Here is a 15,315-nt window from a genome sequence, read left to right on the forward strand (position 1 = left end):
TCTAAACCCGATTTGAACAGAAGATTGTTACATTTGTAACAGCAAATTTCAATTAATAATTATCAATTACAATTTAGATGAACATACCAGCAAATTTAAAGTACACGAAAGATCACGAATGGGTTAGTATTGAAGGCGATATCGCAACAGTAGGGATCACTGATTTTGCACAAAAAGAATTAGGAGATATTGTTTATGTTGAGGTAGAAACTTTGGATCAGTCGTTAGAGAAAGACGAAGTTTTTGGAACAGTGGAAGCTGTAAAAACAGTCTCGGATTTATTTCTTCCTATAGCAGGTGAAATTATTGCTTTCAATGATGCGCTAGAAAGCACGCCTGAAAGTGTAAATTCTGATCCTTATGGTGCGGGATGGATGATTAAAGTTAAAATAGCAAACTTGGAAGAAGTTGATGGATTACTTTCCAGCGAATCCTATAAGGAATTAGTAGGTGCGTAAACAGTTGTATTTTTGGGCCGCTTTAGTATGGTCTGGAATAATTACCTTTTTTTGTTTGGTGCAATTAAATAATGTTCCTCTGGGGAATGTGTCAAATTTAGATAAGCTTGTTCATGCCTTTTTTCATTTTGTATTAACAACCTTGTGCTTTTTATTTTTAAAAAGTAGTTCGTCTAATTTGAATAATCTAAAACCGTTGCTGTTTTCGTTTCTGTTTTCTGTTTTTTTTGGAATAGCAATTGAAGCAGCACAAGGCTTATTAACAGAAACCAGACATGCAGATGTCTTTGATGTCTTAGCGAATATGTCGGGAGCGACTTTGTCAATACTGTTAATTTGGTTATTTAATTTGAATACTAAATTCAAATAAATTTAAGACTAAAGAAAGTCCCGCTTCGGTGGGATTTTTCATTATTATACTTATTCGTGTTGAATCGATAATATAGCCTTGTTGAAAAGTCTTTTTTTAAATTTCATGCGGCAGGTAGTTTGTTGTGATTTATAAAAGTCTTTTAACGGCGGTTTAGTAATAAAAAAATAAAGAGAAAATTTTTATTTCAAACTTGTTTGCAGATAAAATGTATTTTTGTGCATTAGAATTTGCTATAACTAAGAAATCAAAATGCCATGAATATAAAGCAATACTTAGATTCTACGTATTTAAAAACCGCAGAACAAGCAGGAATAACTGAAGAAGAAAATATTCTTGTTGCTCAGGAATTTATTCAGGAGGCTATCGAGGAACATTTTAAGCTTATTATGATTCGTCCAAATAGAGTTTCATTGGCCAAAAAGATGATTGCTCAAGCAAATTCTATTCTGGAAATAGGTACTGTCATCGATTTTCCAGAGGGGAAATCACCAATAGAAGAGAAATTAAAAGAGGCCGTTCAAGCCATACTAGATGGAGCCGATGATTTGGATTTTGTTTGTAACTACGAAGCATTCAAAAACGGGGATACTGATTTAGTGAAAGAAGAAATTTTAAGAGGTACTCAGTTGGGTCTGGTCAATAATAAAGTAGTCAAGTGGATTATTGAAGTGGCAGCACTTAGCGAAAAAGAAATTATTCAACTATCGAGTTTGATAAAAAATGTAATTGTCTCCAATTTTGAACAGGAACTTTTTCAAAAGGTTTTTGTGAAGTCATCGACGGGATTCTATACTACAGATAATAATTTGCCTAACGGCGCAACTGTTTCTACTATAAAAATGATGCTTGAAAACGCCTCGCCACTTCCTGTAAAAGCAGCCGGCGGAGTTCGCACCTACGAGGAAGCTGTTGCAATGATTCAGTTAGGGGTTAAACGAATAGGGACCTCTGGTGCAAAAAAAATAGCTAATGGTCAAAATTCAACTAATGAATATTAAATCTAACAACAAAATAAGCATGAACAAAGGTTGGTTGTCATTGTTTTTAATTTTGTATTCTTTTTCTATTTCTGCTCAAGAAATTACGAGCGTTACAGTTCAATCCGGCAACTCAGCTGAGCGTTTTCCTGTTTTTTCGGACTGTTTGAATTTACAATTCATGGCGTTGGAGTCCTGTTTTTATGATCAGGTACAGGATTTTGTTTTTACAAATTTTGAAGTTCCGGATCGTCTTAAACAAAATGATTTTCAAGGAAATGTCAAAGTGCTTTTTGAAGTTGATAGCAATGGGACTTTTAAGGTGATTTATATTGATGCCACGGAGGAGGAATTGATACAAGAAACAAAGAGAGTTTTTGGTAAATTTCCAAAAATTCAACCAGCAACCTATAATGGAAAGCCTACGTATGCTAAATTTACCATGGCAATAGCGGTCCCCTTGAAAAGTAGAGAAGTAGTAGTTGGAGAAGCTTTGGCGAAAGCCAAAATTGTACCAAGTAGCTCTCAAAAATTAACTGAACTGGATAGCATCGTATATAAGAAATTTGACAATCCTGAACTGGATAGTCATTTAAATGTTCCTTTTTCACATAGTTATTATGCACAGTTCGATGCTTCGTTAAATCAGATGGGCAGTAACAATCATACTGCTTCAAAACCCTATACGTATGCTGAAGTGTCAAAATATTATAATCTGAAATCAGTACAGGAAAACTTAAAAAAGAAAGCTACCAATTGGTGGGCAAGGAAATTATGGAATGAAAACGCAGTAGAAATTCAAGGGGATGACTATTGGTTTACGCTGAATCCTATATTTGATCTGCAGGTTGGTAAGGCTTCAAGAAGTGAAACTTCTTATACTTATGTCAATACCCGTGGAATTAATTTTCGTGGAGGGTTAGGCAAGAACCTCAATTTTACCACAACCGTTTTTGAAAGTCAGGGTCGTTTTGCGGATTATTACAATCGGTATGCAGAATCTATAAAACCTGCGGGGGGAAATCCTGCAATTATTCCAGGGATGGGAATTGCAAAGGATTTTAAAACGGATGCGTATGATTTTCCTTTGGCAGAAGCCAATTTAACTTTTGCTCCAAGCAAACATATTGATTTGCAATTGGGTTATGGAAGGAATTTTATTGGAGATGGATACCGCTCTTTATTAGAAAGTGATGGCGCTAGTCCGTATCCTTACTTTAAATTGAATACTAATTTTTGGAAAATAAAATATACCAATACGTATATGTGGCTCAAAGATGTTCGTCCAGAGGTTACATTAGAAAGAACGTATGCTACAAAGTTCATGGCAAATCACTATTTGAGTTGGAATGTTTCTAATAGATTGAATCTTGGTTTCTTTGAATCGGTTGTTTGGACTAATTCGAATGACAGAGGATTTGATGTGAGTTTTGTAAATCCAATTATTTTTTACCGTTCTGTTGAATTTGCTTCTTCGGCCAGAAGCGGAAATGCTATTCTAGGGTTGACCTATAAATACAAATGGAGTAATCAGATTAATTTTTATGGTCAGTTTATTTTAGATGAGTTTTCTTTAGGAGATGTCAAAAAAGGCGATAATAGTTGGAAAAATAAATACGGATATCAGTTGGGAGCCAAATATTACAATGCTTTCAAAATGGATGGTTTACTCCTGCAATTAGAGTACAATCATGTTCGGCCCTATGTCTATTCTCACAGCATGCCAATCACAAATTACGGGCACAACAATCAAAGTCTGGGTCATCAATGGGGAGGCAATTTTAAGGAGTTGATTGCTATTGTGCGCTATCATAAAGGAAGGTATTTTGCTGATGCAAAAGTCACTTTGGGAACAAGAGGACTGGATTTTGATACGATCGAAGATAGTTTTAATTACGGGGGTAATATTTACAAGGATTATGATGAAAACAGACCATTTGATAGTGGGGTAAAAGTAGGGCAAGGAAATAAAACGGCTGTGTTTATTGCTGATTTTCAAGCAGGATACTTAGTAAATCCGACAACTAATTTAAAGTTATTTGGCAGTTTTATTTATAGGAGTTTTGACCCCACTAAAAATACTGCAACTGCTTTTAGTGAAAGCACGAATTGGCTTACTGTGGGGTTGAGAGCGGACATCTTTAATTGGTATTTTGACTATTAATTGTTATTTTATTGTTTAGTACTCTTTTTATGAATTGTTTTTTGTCAAATCGCTTTTGATAGCCTACTTTTGCAAAAGATATTACAAAGTAAATAATCTTAAACATTGAACGCAACACAAAGTACTCTTTCATTAAAATCTGTTTATATTGATTTCCGCGAGATCACTAAGGCACGCCTTGCTATTAGCGTTGTTTTTTCGTCTATAGCTGGATACATGCTTGGGATTAGTGACTTGCAATCTTTGGATTGGATGACGCTTTTGAAATTAGCTGTTGGTGGTTATTGTATGGTTGGAGCTTCTAATGCTTTTAATCAAGTTATTGAAAAAGATTTAGATGCACTGATGGATCGAACAAAAAATCGTCCGGTTCCAGCTGGCAGAATGACTAGAGTTACTGCTGTGGTTATTGCAAGTCTTTTGACGATTGTTGGGATTGTGTTGCTTTATACAATCAATCCGAAGACGGCAATGTTTGGTGCCATTTCAATATTTTTATACACAAGTGTTTACACACCTTTAAAAACCATGACTTCGTTGTCTGTTTTTGTTGGTGCTTTTCCAGGGGCAATTCCTTTTATGTTGGGTTGGGTTGCGGCTACTGGAGAGTTTGGAATAGAAGCAGGAACGTTATTTTTAATACAATTTTTTTGGCAGTTTCCTCACTTTTGGGCGATCGGCTGGTTTTTATATGAAGATTATGAAAAAGCGGGTTTCTTTATGTTGCCTACAGGTAAAAAAGATAAAGGAACAGCTTTGCAAGTCATCCTATATACAGTTTGGCTTATCTTAGCCTCGCTTTTGCCTGTTTTTGGCTATACAGGAAGTTTGTATATAACGCCAATTACGGCCGTTGTTGTATTTTTACTAGGGTTATGGATGTTGTTTTACGCTGTTCAATTGTATAAATTGCGAACGGCAAAATCCGCTCGAACGTTGATGTTAGTTAGTGTATCTTACATTACATTGTTACAGTTAGTTTATATATTAGATAAATTTTTAAGATAGTTATGGAAATGATAATGACAGTAGAGGAACAAAAATCCAGAACAGCACGATCATACAAATTGATTTTGTTGTTTGCAATGGTGAGTATGACCATGATGTTTGCGGGACTTACGAGTGCTTTCGTAGTGAGTAAATCCAGAGCAGACTGGTTGAAAGATTTTCAATTGCCAACAGCTTTTTACTTCAGCACGATTGCAATTATAGGGTGTAGTGTGACTTTTTATTTAGCTAAAAAAGCGATTCAAAAAAACAATCAAAGTAAAACGACAATTTTTCTTTTGACTACATTAGTTCTTGGGATTTTGTTTGTAGTTTTGCAGTTCGTAGGTTTTGGACAAATAGTAGATAATGGGTATTATTTCACAGGAAGTGGAAGCTCAATAACGACTACTTTTTTATACGTAGTTACGGTTGTGCACATGATTCACCTTGCTGGTGGAGTGATTTCATTGCTAATTATAATTTATAATCATTTTAAACAAAAATACAATTCATCTCAAACCCTTGGAATTGAACTCGGTGCAATGTACTGGCACTTTCTTGACTTATTATGGGTTTATTTGTTTTTGTTTTTATATTTCTTTAAATAAGAAAAAAACGTAAATTTGGGAACTTTTTAACGAATAACTTTTATGGAAGCGACAGTTACTACTGCTAATAGTGAAGAAAAAACTTGGGGAGGCGGCAATGAGCCAATGGGAGCAAGTTATGGTAAATTGATGATGTGGTTTTTTATCGTATCAGATGCCCTAACGTTCTCTGGATTTCTTGCAGCTTATGGTTTTTCTAGATTTAAATTTATTGAAACATGGCCACTGGCCGACGAAGTGTTTACTCACTTTCCGTTTATGCATGGAGTATCTGCTCCGATGTATTATGTTGCATTGATGACTTTTATTTTGATTTTTTCTTCTGTGACAATGGTTTTGGCCGTTGATGCAGGACATCAAATGAAAAAAAACAAAGTGGTTCTTTACATGTTTTTGACCATTATCGGAGGTTTGATTTTCGTGGGGTCTCAAGCTTGGGAATGGAAAAATTTCATTAAGGGCGAGTATGGTGCCATTGAAACAAAAGGAGGTAGTTTACTTCAGTTTGTAGATAAAGAGGGGCACCGTGTAGCTTTAGCTGATTTTGCCGCTACTTTACCAGAGGAGAGGGAACAACTGACTAGAAACAAAGGCAAGTGGTTTATGGAGGAAGGGGCTTTGCCATCTTATTCTGTTGCTGAAGTGCAAGCGGGTTTCAAGGCACATCCTGAATTGTTGATCAGAACCGAAGTTATTACTGCGGCGAAGCAAAAAACAATACTTTCCAGAGAAGAGTCTTTGGCAAGATTGAGTCAAGCAAATTATGTTGTTGAAGGGGCTAATTTACAACGAAACGAGTACGGTAGTAAATTATTTGCTGATTTCTTTTTCTTTATTACTGGTTTTCACGGTTTCCACGTTTTTTCTGGAGTGGTTATCAATATTATCATATTTTTCAATGTTTTAATTGGAACTTATGAAAAGAGAAAAAGTTATGAGATGGTAGAGAAAGTTGGCCTTTATTGGCACTTTGTCGATTTAGTTTGGGTTTTCGTTTTTACAGTTTTCTATCTAGTTTAATATCAAAAATAATTATCATGTCACACGAACACGAACACGTATCAAATACAGGTAGAATCTGGAAAGTATTCGGAATATTATCTGCAGTTACCGTAGTAGAGGTTATTTTAGGTATTTTAAAGCCAGAAGTACTTCATATGAACAATTTTATGGGTATGAATTTGCTAAACTGGATATTTTACGCTCTTACTGTGTACAAGGCGTATTATATTGTATGGGCGTTTATGCACATTGAAGGTGAAAAAAGTACCCTAAGAAGTGCAGTTGTTTTTCCAGTAATTTTTTTAATTTTATATATACTCTTTATTCTTTTAACCGAAGGGGATTATATTTATGAGGTTTTTAAAAATTCTACAATTAAATGGAATTTTTAACAAGATATTAATTCAAGAAAAGGGTACGCATTGCGTACCTTTTTTTATTTTTGTATTCTAATATTATATAGTTTAGCAATGAAAAAAAATATTGTTCTTTTTGTTCTGTTTATTCTACCAATTGTCGCTTACCTCTTTTTTGCTTCAGGAGTAAACGGATTTACTAAATTACCTACTGTAACACCCAATACAGCTGATTTTGGGAATTGGAATTCCTTAGATGGAAAAAAAATCACATTAAATGGTAAAGTAACTATTCTTGGTTTTTCTGGAACAGAACTTTTAAAAAATAGAGGTAATTTTTTTAATCTAAATCAAAAGGTTTATCAAACCTATCATAAGTTTAAAGATGTGCAATTTGTTGTCATTTGTCCAGTAGGAACTGAAGCGGATGCTAAGAAAGTAGTAGATGCTTTAAGTGCATTTACTGATGTTGCACAATGGCGTTTTGTGTTCGCTTCACCTGAGGAGATTACTTCTTATCACTCTCAATTAAAATTGGTAGAAAAGTTAGACGATAAACTTGGAACCCCTAAAGTTTATATCATTGATAAAAAAAGAAATCTTCGAGGTAGAAAACTGGTAAAAGATACTAAAGAAGGATACAACACTTTTCATCCGGCAGAGTTGAGTAATGAAATGCTAGATGATTTTAAGGTTATTCTTTATGAATATCGCGCTGCACTTAAGAAGAATAATAACGCTACTAGAAAAATTTAATTTTAACTTACGATGCTTAAAAATAAATCATACATAGGTATTTCATTTATTATTTTAATTTTTGGTATTTATGCCGTTCCTAAAATAGTGGAGAGAATTAAGAGCGACAAAGTGGTTCAAGGCGATCGACTAGATCGAGTGAATCCAATAACGGCCAATGAGGATCAATTGATCAAAATAGGGCCAGCTCCTAAATTTGAGTTAATAAATCAAAACAATGAGAAAATTACTAACGATTCTTATAAAGGGAAAGTGTACGTGTTGGAGTTCTTCTTTTCAACCTGTCCAACGATTTGTCCCAAGATGAATCAAAGTATGCTTCTAATTGAAAAAAAATTCTTTGGTAATCCAAACTTTGGAATTGTATCCATTACAATTGATCCTGAACATGACACTCCAGAAGTATTAAAAGAGCATGCAGAATTTTTGGGCGTTAAGTCTTCTAATTGGAATTTCTTAACTGGAGATAAAGCCTATATCTTCAATTTAGCCAATAAAGGGTTCAATCTCTATGCCGGTGAAAATAAAAAAGTGGCAGGTGGTTTTGAGCATTCAGGATTATTTGCCTTAATAGATAAGAATGGGAATATCCGCTGTAGAAATGATGATTTTGGAAATCCAATTTTGTATTATGATGGTTTGGATAAAAAAGGAGTAAGAAACATTCAACAAGACATTAATATTTTATTAAAAGAATAAAATGAAAGATCAATCTTTAGAAAAGAAATATAATAAGTTAATTATAGCGGTGTCAATCATAATACCAGTTGCTGTCGCTATTCTTTTTGGAGTTAAATTAAAGGATTTTGGTTATATTGTAGAACCTCTTTCTTTTTTACCGCCTATTTATGCTACTACAAATGGAATAACAGCTGTGCTATTAGTTGCAGCAGTTGTTGCGATTAAAAATGGCAATAGAAAAATTCATAGTATTTTAATGAAAAGTGCAATTGCTTTGTCTCTTGCATTTCTTGTAATGTATGTGGCTTATCACATGACTAGTGATTCAGCTGTGTTTGGGGATTTAAATCATAACCGAATTTTAGAAGATTCAGAAAAGGCAAGCATAGGGTCATTAAGAATTGTCTATTTGTTAATTTTAGTTACTCACATCATTTTATCGATTGCAATTATTCCAATGGTGCTGATTACTTATGTTAGAGCATTGGCACAAAATTTCGAGACTCATAAAAAAATAGCTCGGATTACTTTTCCAATCTGGTTGTATGTAGCTATCACTGGAGTAATTGTATATTTAATGATTTCGCCGTATTATGTATATTAAAACAAAAAATAAAGCTAAAAAGATAGCCGTTTACGTATCTTTTATTGTTTTCAGTCTCTTTTCAGTTACTGCTAATGCACAGTGTGCGATGTGCCGTGCTGCATTAACAAGTGAAGGAAATACAACAAAAGCAGCAGCTGTAAATGATGGAATCGTATACTTAATGGTAATTCCTTATGTTCTTGTTGCGGGTATAGGTTATGCTATTTATCGCATGAAAAAGAATAAATCTAATTAAGAATTCCGTCATTTAGTTCTAGTCTAAAATTACTTTAGACCATTTATTGATGCTTTTATACTTCCTTTAATTTTTATGAAGGCAATAATAGCTTGATTTGTTAATTCAATTTTTTGAAATTGAATTTCGTCCATTTTTCCGTTTATAAATACCCCTTGCATCGGAGAATAATTTTTTAAATAAGTCATCATGCTTTTTTGTCCTTCTTCCAGATTTGGTTTTATAGAGTATCGGCAACTTTGTTCGATTTTTTTAAGTACCATTCCCTGTGCTAGCCAATTAGCTGTTTGCATCAATTTATTTTTAGTGTCCAAAGCATAACTTAATTGATCAAAAAATATTTCCTTAGTTTGTTCGTCATATTTTGGAAATCCAGAAAGATAAATCGTTCCGTTTACAGAACCCATTAAATCAAGAGCAATTATCATTTTTCCGTTTTTATGCCAGATTGCAACATTTTCAACTTTTACTTTCTTCGAGCCTGATCCAAATTCCTGTCCAGAAAAATTCTTGGTCATAATTTTAGAGGCTTCTAGATAGGTTGAAATAGCGACAATGTTTGCGGTAATATCTTCGGGGATTTTAGCAACTGTCTTTACAATGATTTTAGACGCGTTGAATTTTGTTTCCGGTTGTTTACCAATTAATGTTTCCATGTTGCACTTCATTCCCATTTCTAATACGAAAGTGTCATTTTTTAATTTAGCTGTAGTAGAATAAAGTTCAATTGGAACAATTCGAAACCAACTTTCATACCTGTCATTCATTAAAAATGGAGTGCAAATCTTTTCTAATGCATTTAAAACATTGGGTTTGAAATCCATTGATTTTTCGATAGCTACGTCAATTTTTTGCTCAATTTTTGATTTAAATAGTTTTATAGCAGGATTGATCAAATAAGTAACCGGTACATTTTTTCCAAAAACAGTCATCGTAGGACTTTCATTCCAGTCTAATGACTTGATTTCTGTTTTTGTAATTAGTTTCCAATTTGTCAAGGTGACGTCGCTTACTAAAGTAACAACACCATCAAGACGAAATTCACGGATATCATACATTTCTATGCCCATTTTTTTGGTACCAATTCTATATTTAACAATAGCTTTTAATGGTAAAATGGTAGTTATTTTTTCGCCTTTTATACCTAGATTATTTTTTATTGTAATTGGAGCAAGTTTCCAAACTTTCATTTCTATGTCGTCATCCTCGATAATGTTATCTTCATAAATTAAGCCGTATAAGAGTGCATTAGTTTGATTCTCGATATCCTTTATTTTGACCGTAATGGGAAGGTTTATATATGAAATTTCGTTTTCATATAACAAAGGGGTTGCGTCATCGGGTTCTGGTTTCAAAGCTGCAATTTTAGTGTTTGAGCCGCAACCTATAAACAATAGAGAAAAAAAGAATATCAGTACATTGAGATTGAATTTTAGCATTTTTTAGTTTGGTTTAATAGTAGCAAAATTAACAAAAGAATTCTTTTTTTATGATTTTTTGTAACAAATGGTAATTTAGAAAGTCTAATTGCTGTATAATGGATTTAGGAATATAAATTTTTATTTTATTTCTTAGATCTTTAGTAGAAAAAGTTAAATTTGTTTGCAGTTTACTGCGCTTTTATTCAAAAATATATGAAAAAACGAAGTTTTCTCAGTTTAATTACCTTACTATTTTGTTGCTTAACAACTCAGGCACAAAATAAAAAGTGGACCTTAGAGGAGTGTGTGAAATATGCGATTCAGAATAATATATCCATAAAACAGACTGAGCTGGATTCTAAAACTGCACTTATTGACAAAAAGGGAGCGATTGGAAATTTTTTGCCTTCTTTGAATGCTAATGCATCACATTCTTGGAATATTGGTTTGAACCAGGATATTACTACAGGTCTACTTCAGAATCAAACTACTCAGTTTACCTCTGCAGGTGCTAATGTTGGGATAGATATTTTTAGAGGTATGCAAAACCAAAATACGCTTCGAAGAGCAAATCTTTCGATAATAGCGGCCAAATATCAATTGCTAAAAATGCAGGAAGACATAGCATTGAATGTAGCTAATGCTTTTTTGCAAGTGCTTTTTAATAAAGAAAATTTAAAAGTTCAAAAGCAACAGCTAGATATTAATGAAAAGCAATATGCGCGTTCTGATGAGTTAGTTAAGGCAGGATCGATTCCTCGCGGCGATTTATTGGACATCAAAGCTACCGTTGCGTCGAACAATCAAAATATAATAGCTGCTGAGAATGTGTTACTAATTTCTAAATTAAGTTTAGCACAGCTATTGCAATTAAAAGATTTTGAGAATTTTGATGTGGTAGACGATAGCGATTTTAGTGATGAAAATAATATTATGGCACAAACTGCAAATGCAATTTATGATAAAGCTATTGAAGGTAGAACTGAATTGAAAATTGCTAGAACTAATTTGGAAATTGCTGAGAAAAATGTAGCAATTGCTAAAGGTGCTTACCAACCTACTTTACAAGGATTTTATAGTTTTAATTCTAGAGTTGCCTATAGCGACAGAGTGACTGGTGTAGCACCTAATACCGCAAATCCTACGTCGGTTGTAGGTTTTGTAGAGGGCACAAATCAAAATGTTTTAAGTCCTAATTTTACCAGGGTATTAGGAGGTCCATCACCCTTTTTTGATCAATTCAGCAACAATAAAGGACAGTCTTTTGGAGCTCAGTTATCTATTCCAATTTTTAATGGATTTTCTGCTCGTAATAATGTAGAGCGCTCTAAAGTAAGTTTAGAAAGATCTAAAATTGCCGTTGAACAGCAAGATCTTGATTTACAAAGAAACGTTTTTACAGCTTTTGCTGATGCTAAGGGAGCTCTTAATGCATATGAATCATCTGTTGTTGCTCTTGAAGCAAGACAGGGAGCGTATAATTATGCTAAAGAAAAATACGATGTAGGTTTAATGAATTCCTTTGACTTCAACCAATCCCAAACCTTACTGACTAATGCGCAATCAGAAGTCCTTAGAACGAAGTACGATTACATTTTTAAAATTAAAATCTTAGAATTCTATTTTGGAATTCCTCTTATCAAAAACTAATTTATTATGTCTAAAAAAACAATTTATATCCTAATAGGAGGAGCAGTAGTAATCATTGCGGGACTTATAGTACTTTCAAAATCTGGAGTAATCGGTAATAAAGATCTGGGAACTGAAGTGGAAATAGCTCAGGTCATCCCTACAACTGTTGTTGAAACCGTTTCAGCTACGGGGAAAATCCAACCTGAAATTGAAGTAAAAATTTCATCAGAAGTATCTGGAGAGATTATTTCTTTAAATGTAAAAGAGGGTCAAGTCGTTAAAAAAGGAGATTTGTTGGTTAAAATAAATCCAGATTTATATACATCTGGTTACAATCGTTCGGTTTCAAATTTATCTGGAACTAGAGCTAATTTAAGCCAAGCAGATGCCTCTTTCAAGGAATCGAAAGCCAATTACGATCGAAATAAAACGTTGTTTGGAAAAGGAATTATTTCAAAAGCAGATTGGGATAAAGCCATAGGCTCTTATGAAGTAGCAAAAGCATCGAAGCAAACGGCTTATTTTAATGTTCAAAGTGCTGCAGCTACCGTAAATGAAGCAAAAGATAATTTAGGTCGTACTACAATCTATGCGCCTGCTGATGGAACTATTTCGATGTTAAACGTAGAATTAGGCGAACGCGTTTTAGGAACACAGCAAATGACAGGGACAGAGATCCTAAGAGTAGCCAACTTAAATAATATGGAAGTTGAAGTAGATGTAAATGAAAATGATATTGTAAAAATTAAAGTGGGTGATGAAGCAGAAGTAGAAGTGGATGCTTATTTGAAAAAACAATTCAAAGGGACTGTGACTAGTATTTCTAATTCGGCAAGTTCAGCTCTGACGGCTGATCAGGTGACTAATTTTAAAGTAAAAGTTAGAATTCTTAAAGAATCCTATGAAGACTTATTAGAGGGAAAACCAGAGACATACTCTCCTTTTAGACCTGGTATGACAGCGACTGTAGACATCATTACCGACACAAAAAGTAATGTGCTCTCAGTGCCAATCAGTTCTGTTGTTATAAAATCAGATACAGCGGCTGTAAAAGAGATTAAAGTCGTTGATCCAAATGAAGATCAAAAAGGAGCTGCCCCAAAGAGCGATAAAAAGTTCGAATGTGTTTTTGTAAAAGTTGGTGATAAAGCTAAAATCAGAATCATTAAAACCGGAATTCAAGACGACACAAATATCGAAGTCTTGTCAGGTCTTAAGAAAGGAGATGTGGTCATTACAGGTCCTTACACGACGGTTACTAAGGACTTAAATTCGGGGGATAAAGTAGCATTACTGGGTGACAAACAAAAAAAGAGCGAAAGTAAAAAATAAGCTGTAACGTTAATAATTTTGAAATCACAATCATAAAATCTAATTTTGTGATTGTGATTTTTAATTTTAAATAAAAACTAGTATTGGGCTATATATTAAACATTGAGACTGCGACAAAGAACTGTTCTGTTGCTCTTGCTAAAGAAGGGAAGACGATTTTTTACAAAGAAATAGCTGAAGAAGGCTATTCTCATGCGGAACGACTCCATGTGTTTATTGAAGAAATAATTAAAGAAGCAGCAATTGTATTGAAAGACCTTTCTGCTATAGCCGTAAGTCAAGGCCCAGGTTCTTACACGGGATTAAGGATTGGAGTTTCAGCTGCAAAAGGACTCTGCTATGCCTTGGATATTCCTTTAATTGCGGTAGATACTTTACAAGCATTGGCTTCGCAGGTGACTATTTCTAATGGATTAATCATTCCAATGATTGATGCAAGAAGAATGGAGGTTTATAGCGCCATCTTTACCCCAAATTTTGAAAAAAAGCGAGAAGTTCTTGCTGAAATTATTACTGAAAATTCTTTTGACGATTTAGAGGGAACACTCTATTTTGTGGGGGATAGTGCTGAAAAGTGCAAATTGGTTTTAACAAAAGGAAATTGTGTTTTTCTAGAGGACATAAAATATCCCTCTGCTAAAGAAATGTGTGCATTGAGCTATGAAAAATTCAAAATAAACGACACAGTAGATGTCGCTTATTTTGAACCTTATTATCTTAAAGATTTCTTGGTTACTGCCCCAAAAAAGTAAAATAGCTTCTACTAAGCGCTATCATTTAATTTTATTATTGGGGATCAATTGTGCTACTGGTTTTATTAGACGCTTCCTTCACAAATGGTTGGAAAGAAATTCCTGCTGCATCAAAAGCTTGTTTGCAGTTTTCTAAAGTGTCCGAGTAAACATCCCAAAAGTCTTCATTTGTAGCCCAAGGTCTCACCGCTAGCTGTATGCCACTGTCCGTTAGGCCCTTTATAGATACTTGTGCTGCTGGTGTTTCAAGTATTTTGGGATTGTTTTTTAGAACGGAGGTAATTATATCTTTGGCTTTTTTAAGATCGGTGTCATAGGAAATAGCGATGGTTAAATCTGCTCTTCTGGTGTTTTGAAGAGAATAGTTAATGATGTTTCCATTAGATAATGATCCGTTGGGTATAAAAATGGTTTGATTATTAAAAGTGATTAGTTTGGTGACAAATATTTGTATTTCGCAGACTGTTCCTGTTACTCCCTGTGCTTCAATCGTATTTCCAACTTTAAACGGTTTGAAAAGTATAATCAACATTCCCCCAGCAAAATTAGATAAAGAACCTTGAAGAGATAAACCTACTGCAAGTCCCATGGCACCAAGAATAGCCACAAAGGAAGAGGTTTCAATCCCTAACTTGGAGATAAACGAAACAAATAAGATGACTCTTAATACCCAAAGTAAGATATCTGCTAAGAATTTAGTCAATGTCGGTTCCAAGTCTCTTTTTACCATTAATCTTCTAATAAACCTGTTGATGAGCCTTATGATATAGAGTCCAGCAAATAGAATAAGAAAGGCAGAAATTAATTTTGGAGAATAATCAATTAATACTTTTATAAATGTGTTAGCGTAATCTGTAAGTTCCTTTGGATTTAGATTCATTTTTATTTAAATAAAAAACCTTCTCAATGGAGAAGGTTAAGTTTGATGACAAAAATACAAATAAAATTTTTTTTAATAAATTAATTTGGGT

General features: G+C 33.8%; 17 protein-coding genes. 15 read left to right on the forward strand and 2 right to left on the reverse strand.

The window, feature by feature from the left end; translation table 11 throughout:
- Nucleotides 1-77 precede the first annotated feature (77 nt).
- The 12 genes from gcvH to E0F91_RS07095 all read left to right on the forward strand — a co-directional run bounded on the left by gcvH (nt 78) and on the right by E0F91_RS07095 (nt 9,207).
- Complete coding sequence (gene gcvH / locus E0F91_RS07040) at nt 78-458, forward strand: glycine cleavage system protein GcvH (RefSeq protein WP_132065609.1); 381 nt, start codon at nt 78-80, stop codon at nt 456-458.
- Between the two features lie 88 nt (nt 459-546).
- On the forward strand, nt 547-828 hold the full coding sequence (locus E0F91_RS07045; RefSeq protein ID WP_243698860.1) for a VanZ family protein: 282 nt from the start codon (nt 547-549) through the stop codon (nt 826-828).
- Between the two features lie 257 nt (nt 829-1,085).
- Nucleotides 1,086-1,829, forward strand: coding sequence for a deoxyribose-phosphate aldolase (gene deoC / locus E0F91_RS07050; RefSeq protein ID WP_132065611.1), 744 nt, complete (start codon nt 1,086-1,088; stop codon nt 1,827-1,829).
- A 19-nt stretch (nt 1,830-1,848) separates the two neighbouring features.
- Complete coding sequence (locus E0F91_RS07055) at nt 1,849-3,972, forward strand: energy transducer TonB (protein WP_132065663.1); 2,124 nt, start codon at nt 1,849-1,851, stop codon at nt 3,970-3,972.
- 105 nt (nt 3,973-4,077) lie between these two features.
- Nucleotides 4,078-4,980: a heme o synthase gene (gene cyoE, locus E0F91_RS07060; RefSeq protein ID WP_132065612.1), complete on the forward strand. Its 903-nt coding sequence runs from the start codon at nt 4,078-4,080 to the stop codon at nt 4,978-4,980.
- A 2-nt stretch (nt 4,981-4,982) separates the two neighbouring features.
- A complete protein-coding gene (locus E0F91_RS07065; RefSeq protein ID WP_132065613.1) occupies nt 4,983-5,570 on the forward strand; it encodes a cytochrome c oxidase subunit 3 in 588 nt (195 codons plus the stop codon).
- A gap of 42 nt (nt 5,571-5,612) precedes the next feature.
- Nucleotides 5,613-6,590, forward strand: coding sequence for a cytochrome c oxidase subunit 3 (locus tag E0F91_RS07070; protein WP_132065614.1), 978 nt, complete (start codon nt 5,613-5,615; stop codon nt 6,588-6,590).
- A 17-nt stretch (nt 6,591-6,607) separates the two neighbouring features.
- Entirely contained in the window at nt 6,608-6,964 is a 357-nt protein-coding gene (locus tag E0F91_RS07075; RefSeq protein WP_132065615.1) for a cytochrome C oxidase subunit IV family protein, read from the forward strand.
- A gap of 78 nt (nt 6,965-7,042) precedes the next feature.
- Nucleotides 7,043-7,684, forward strand: coding sequence for a hypothetical protein (locus tag E0F91_RS07080; RefSeq protein WP_132065616.1), 642 nt, complete (start codon nt 7,043-7,045; stop codon nt 7,682-7,684).
- Between the two features lie 12 nt (nt 7,685-7,696).
- The gene (locus E0F91_RS07085) at nt 7,697-8,383 is read left to right on the forward strand and encodes an SCO family protein (RefSeq protein ID WP_132065617.1); all 687 of its coding nucleotides are present in this window, start codon (nt 7,697-7,699) and stop codon (nt 8,381-8,383) included.
- A gap of 1 nt (nt 8,384) precedes the next feature.
- Nucleotides 8,385-8,969 (forward strand): DUF420 domain-containing protein, encoded by a 585-nt coding sequence (locus E0F91_RS07090; protein ID WP_132065618.1) that lies wholly within the window; start codon nt 8,385-8,387, stop codon nt 8,967-8,969.
- Complete coding sequence (locus E0F91_RS07095; RefSeq protein ID WP_132065619.1) at nt 8,959-9,207, forward strand: hypothetical protein; 249 nt, start codon at nt 8,959-8,961, stop codon at nt 9,205-9,207. Before E0F91_RS07090 ends, E0F91_RS07095 begins: the two co-directional genes overlap by 11 nt.
- 29 nt (nt 9,208-9,236) lie before the next feature.
- Here the strand turns inward: E0F91_RS07095 and E0F91_RS07100 are convergent, their stop codons facing one another.
- On the reverse strand, nt 9,237-10,646 hold the full coding sequence (locus E0F91_RS07100) for a DUF4403 family protein (protein ID WP_132065620.1): 1,410 nt from the start codon (nt 10,644-10,646) through the stop codon (nt 9,237-9,239).
- Nucleotides 10,647-10,841: 195 nt separating this feature from the next.
- On the opposite strand from E0F91_RS07100, the gene E0F91_RS07105 reads away from it, so the two are divergent.
- The 3 genes from E0F91_RS07105 to tsaB all read left to right on the forward strand — a co-directional run bounded on the left by E0F91_RS07105 (nt 10,842) and on the right by tsaB (nt 14,344).
- Nucleotides 10,842-12,278 (forward strand): TolC family protein, encoded by a 1,437-nt coding sequence (locus tag E0F91_RS07105; protein WP_132065621.1) that lies wholly within the window; start codon nt 10,842-10,844, stop codon nt 12,276-12,278.
- A gap of 6 nt (nt 12,279-12,284) precedes the next feature.
- Nucleotides 12,285-13,592 carry an efflux RND transporter periplasmic adaptor subunit gene (locus E0F91_RS07110; protein ID WP_132065622.1) on the forward strand — a complete coding sequence of 436 codons (1,308 nt, stop codon included), beginning with the start codon at nt 12,285-12,287 and terminating at the stop codon, nt 13,590-13,592.
- Nucleotides 13,593-13,675: 83 nt separating this feature from the next.
- Nucleotides 13,676-14,344: a tRNA (adenosine(37)-N6)-threonylcarbamoyltransferase complex dimerization subunit type 1 TsaB gene (gene tsaB, locus E0F91_RS07115; protein ID WP_132065623.1), complete on the forward strand. Its 669-nt coding sequence runs from the start codon at nt 13,676-13,678 to the stop codon at nt 14,342-14,344.
- Between the two features lie 34 nt (nt 14,345-14,378).
- Here the strand turns inward: tsaB and E0F91_RS07120 are convergent, their stop codons facing one another.
- Nucleotides 14,379-15,224 (reverse strand): mechanosensitive ion channel family protein, encoded by an 846-nt coding sequence (locus tag E0F91_RS07120; RefSeq protein ID WP_132065624.1) that lies wholly within the window; start codon nt 15,222-15,224, stop codon nt 14,379-14,381.
- Nucleotides 15,225-15,315: the final 91 nt, after the last annotated feature.

This window comes from Flavobacterium sandaracinum, assembly GCF_004349135.1.
GTDB classification, from domain to species: domain Bacteria; phylum Bacteroidota; class Bacteroidia; order Flavobacteriales; family Flavobacteriaceae; genus Flavobacterium; species Flavobacterium sandaracinum.

Coding starts and splice junctions, on each gene's coding strand:
- gcvH (WP_132065609.1), top strand. CDS start 78: ATGAACATACCAGCAAATTTAAAGTACACGAAAGATCACGAATGGGTT.
- deoC (WP_132065611.1), top strand. CDS start 1,086: ATGAATATAAAGCAATACTTAGATTCTACGTATTTAAAAACCGCAGAA.
- E0F91_RS07055 (WP_132065663.1), top strand. CDS start 1,849: ATGAACAAAGGTTGGTTGTCATTGTTTTTAATTTTGTATTCTTTTTCT.
- E0F91_RS07065 (WP_132065613.1), top strand. CDS start 4,983: ATGGAAATGATAATGACAGTAGAGGAACAAAAATCCAGAACAGCACGA.
- E0F91_RS07070 (WP_132065614.1), top strand. CDS start 5,613: ATGGAAGCGACAGTTACTACTGCTAATAGTGAAGAAAAAACTTGGGGA.
- E0F91_RS07075 (WP_132065615.1), top strand. CDS start 6,608: ATGTCACACGAACACGAACACGTATCAAATACAGGTAGAATCTGGAAA.
- E0F91_RS07080 (WP_132065616.1), top strand. CDS start 7,043: ATGAAAAAAAATATTGTTCTTTTTGTTCTGTTTATTCTACCAATTGTC.
- E0F91_RS07085 (WP_132065617.1), top strand. CDS start 7,697: ATGCTTAAAAATAAATCATACATAGGTATTTCATTTATTATTTTAATT.
- E0F91_RS07090 (WP_132065618.1), top strand. CDS start 8,385: ATGAAAGATCAATCTTTAGAAAAGAAATATAATAAGTTAATTATAGCG.
- E0F91_RS07095 (WP_132065619.1), top strand. CDS start 8,959: ATGTATATTAAAACAAAAAATAAAGCTAAAAAGATAGCCGTTTACGTA.
- E0F91_RS07100 (WP_132065620.1), bottom strand. CDS start 10,646: ATGCTAAAATTCAATCTCAATGTACTGATATTCTTTTTTTCTCTATTG.
- E0F91_RS07105 (WP_132065621.1), top strand. CDS start 10,842: ATGAAAAAACGAAGTTTTCTCAGTTTAATTACCTTACTATTTTGTTGC.
- E0F91_RS07110 (WP_132065622.1), top strand. CDS start 12,285: ATGTCTAAAAAAACAATTTATATCCTAATAGGAGGAGCAGTAGTAATC.
- E0F91_RS07120 (WP_132065624.1), bottom strand. CDS start 15,224: ATGAATCTAAATCCAAAGGAACTTACAGATTACGCTAACACATTTATA.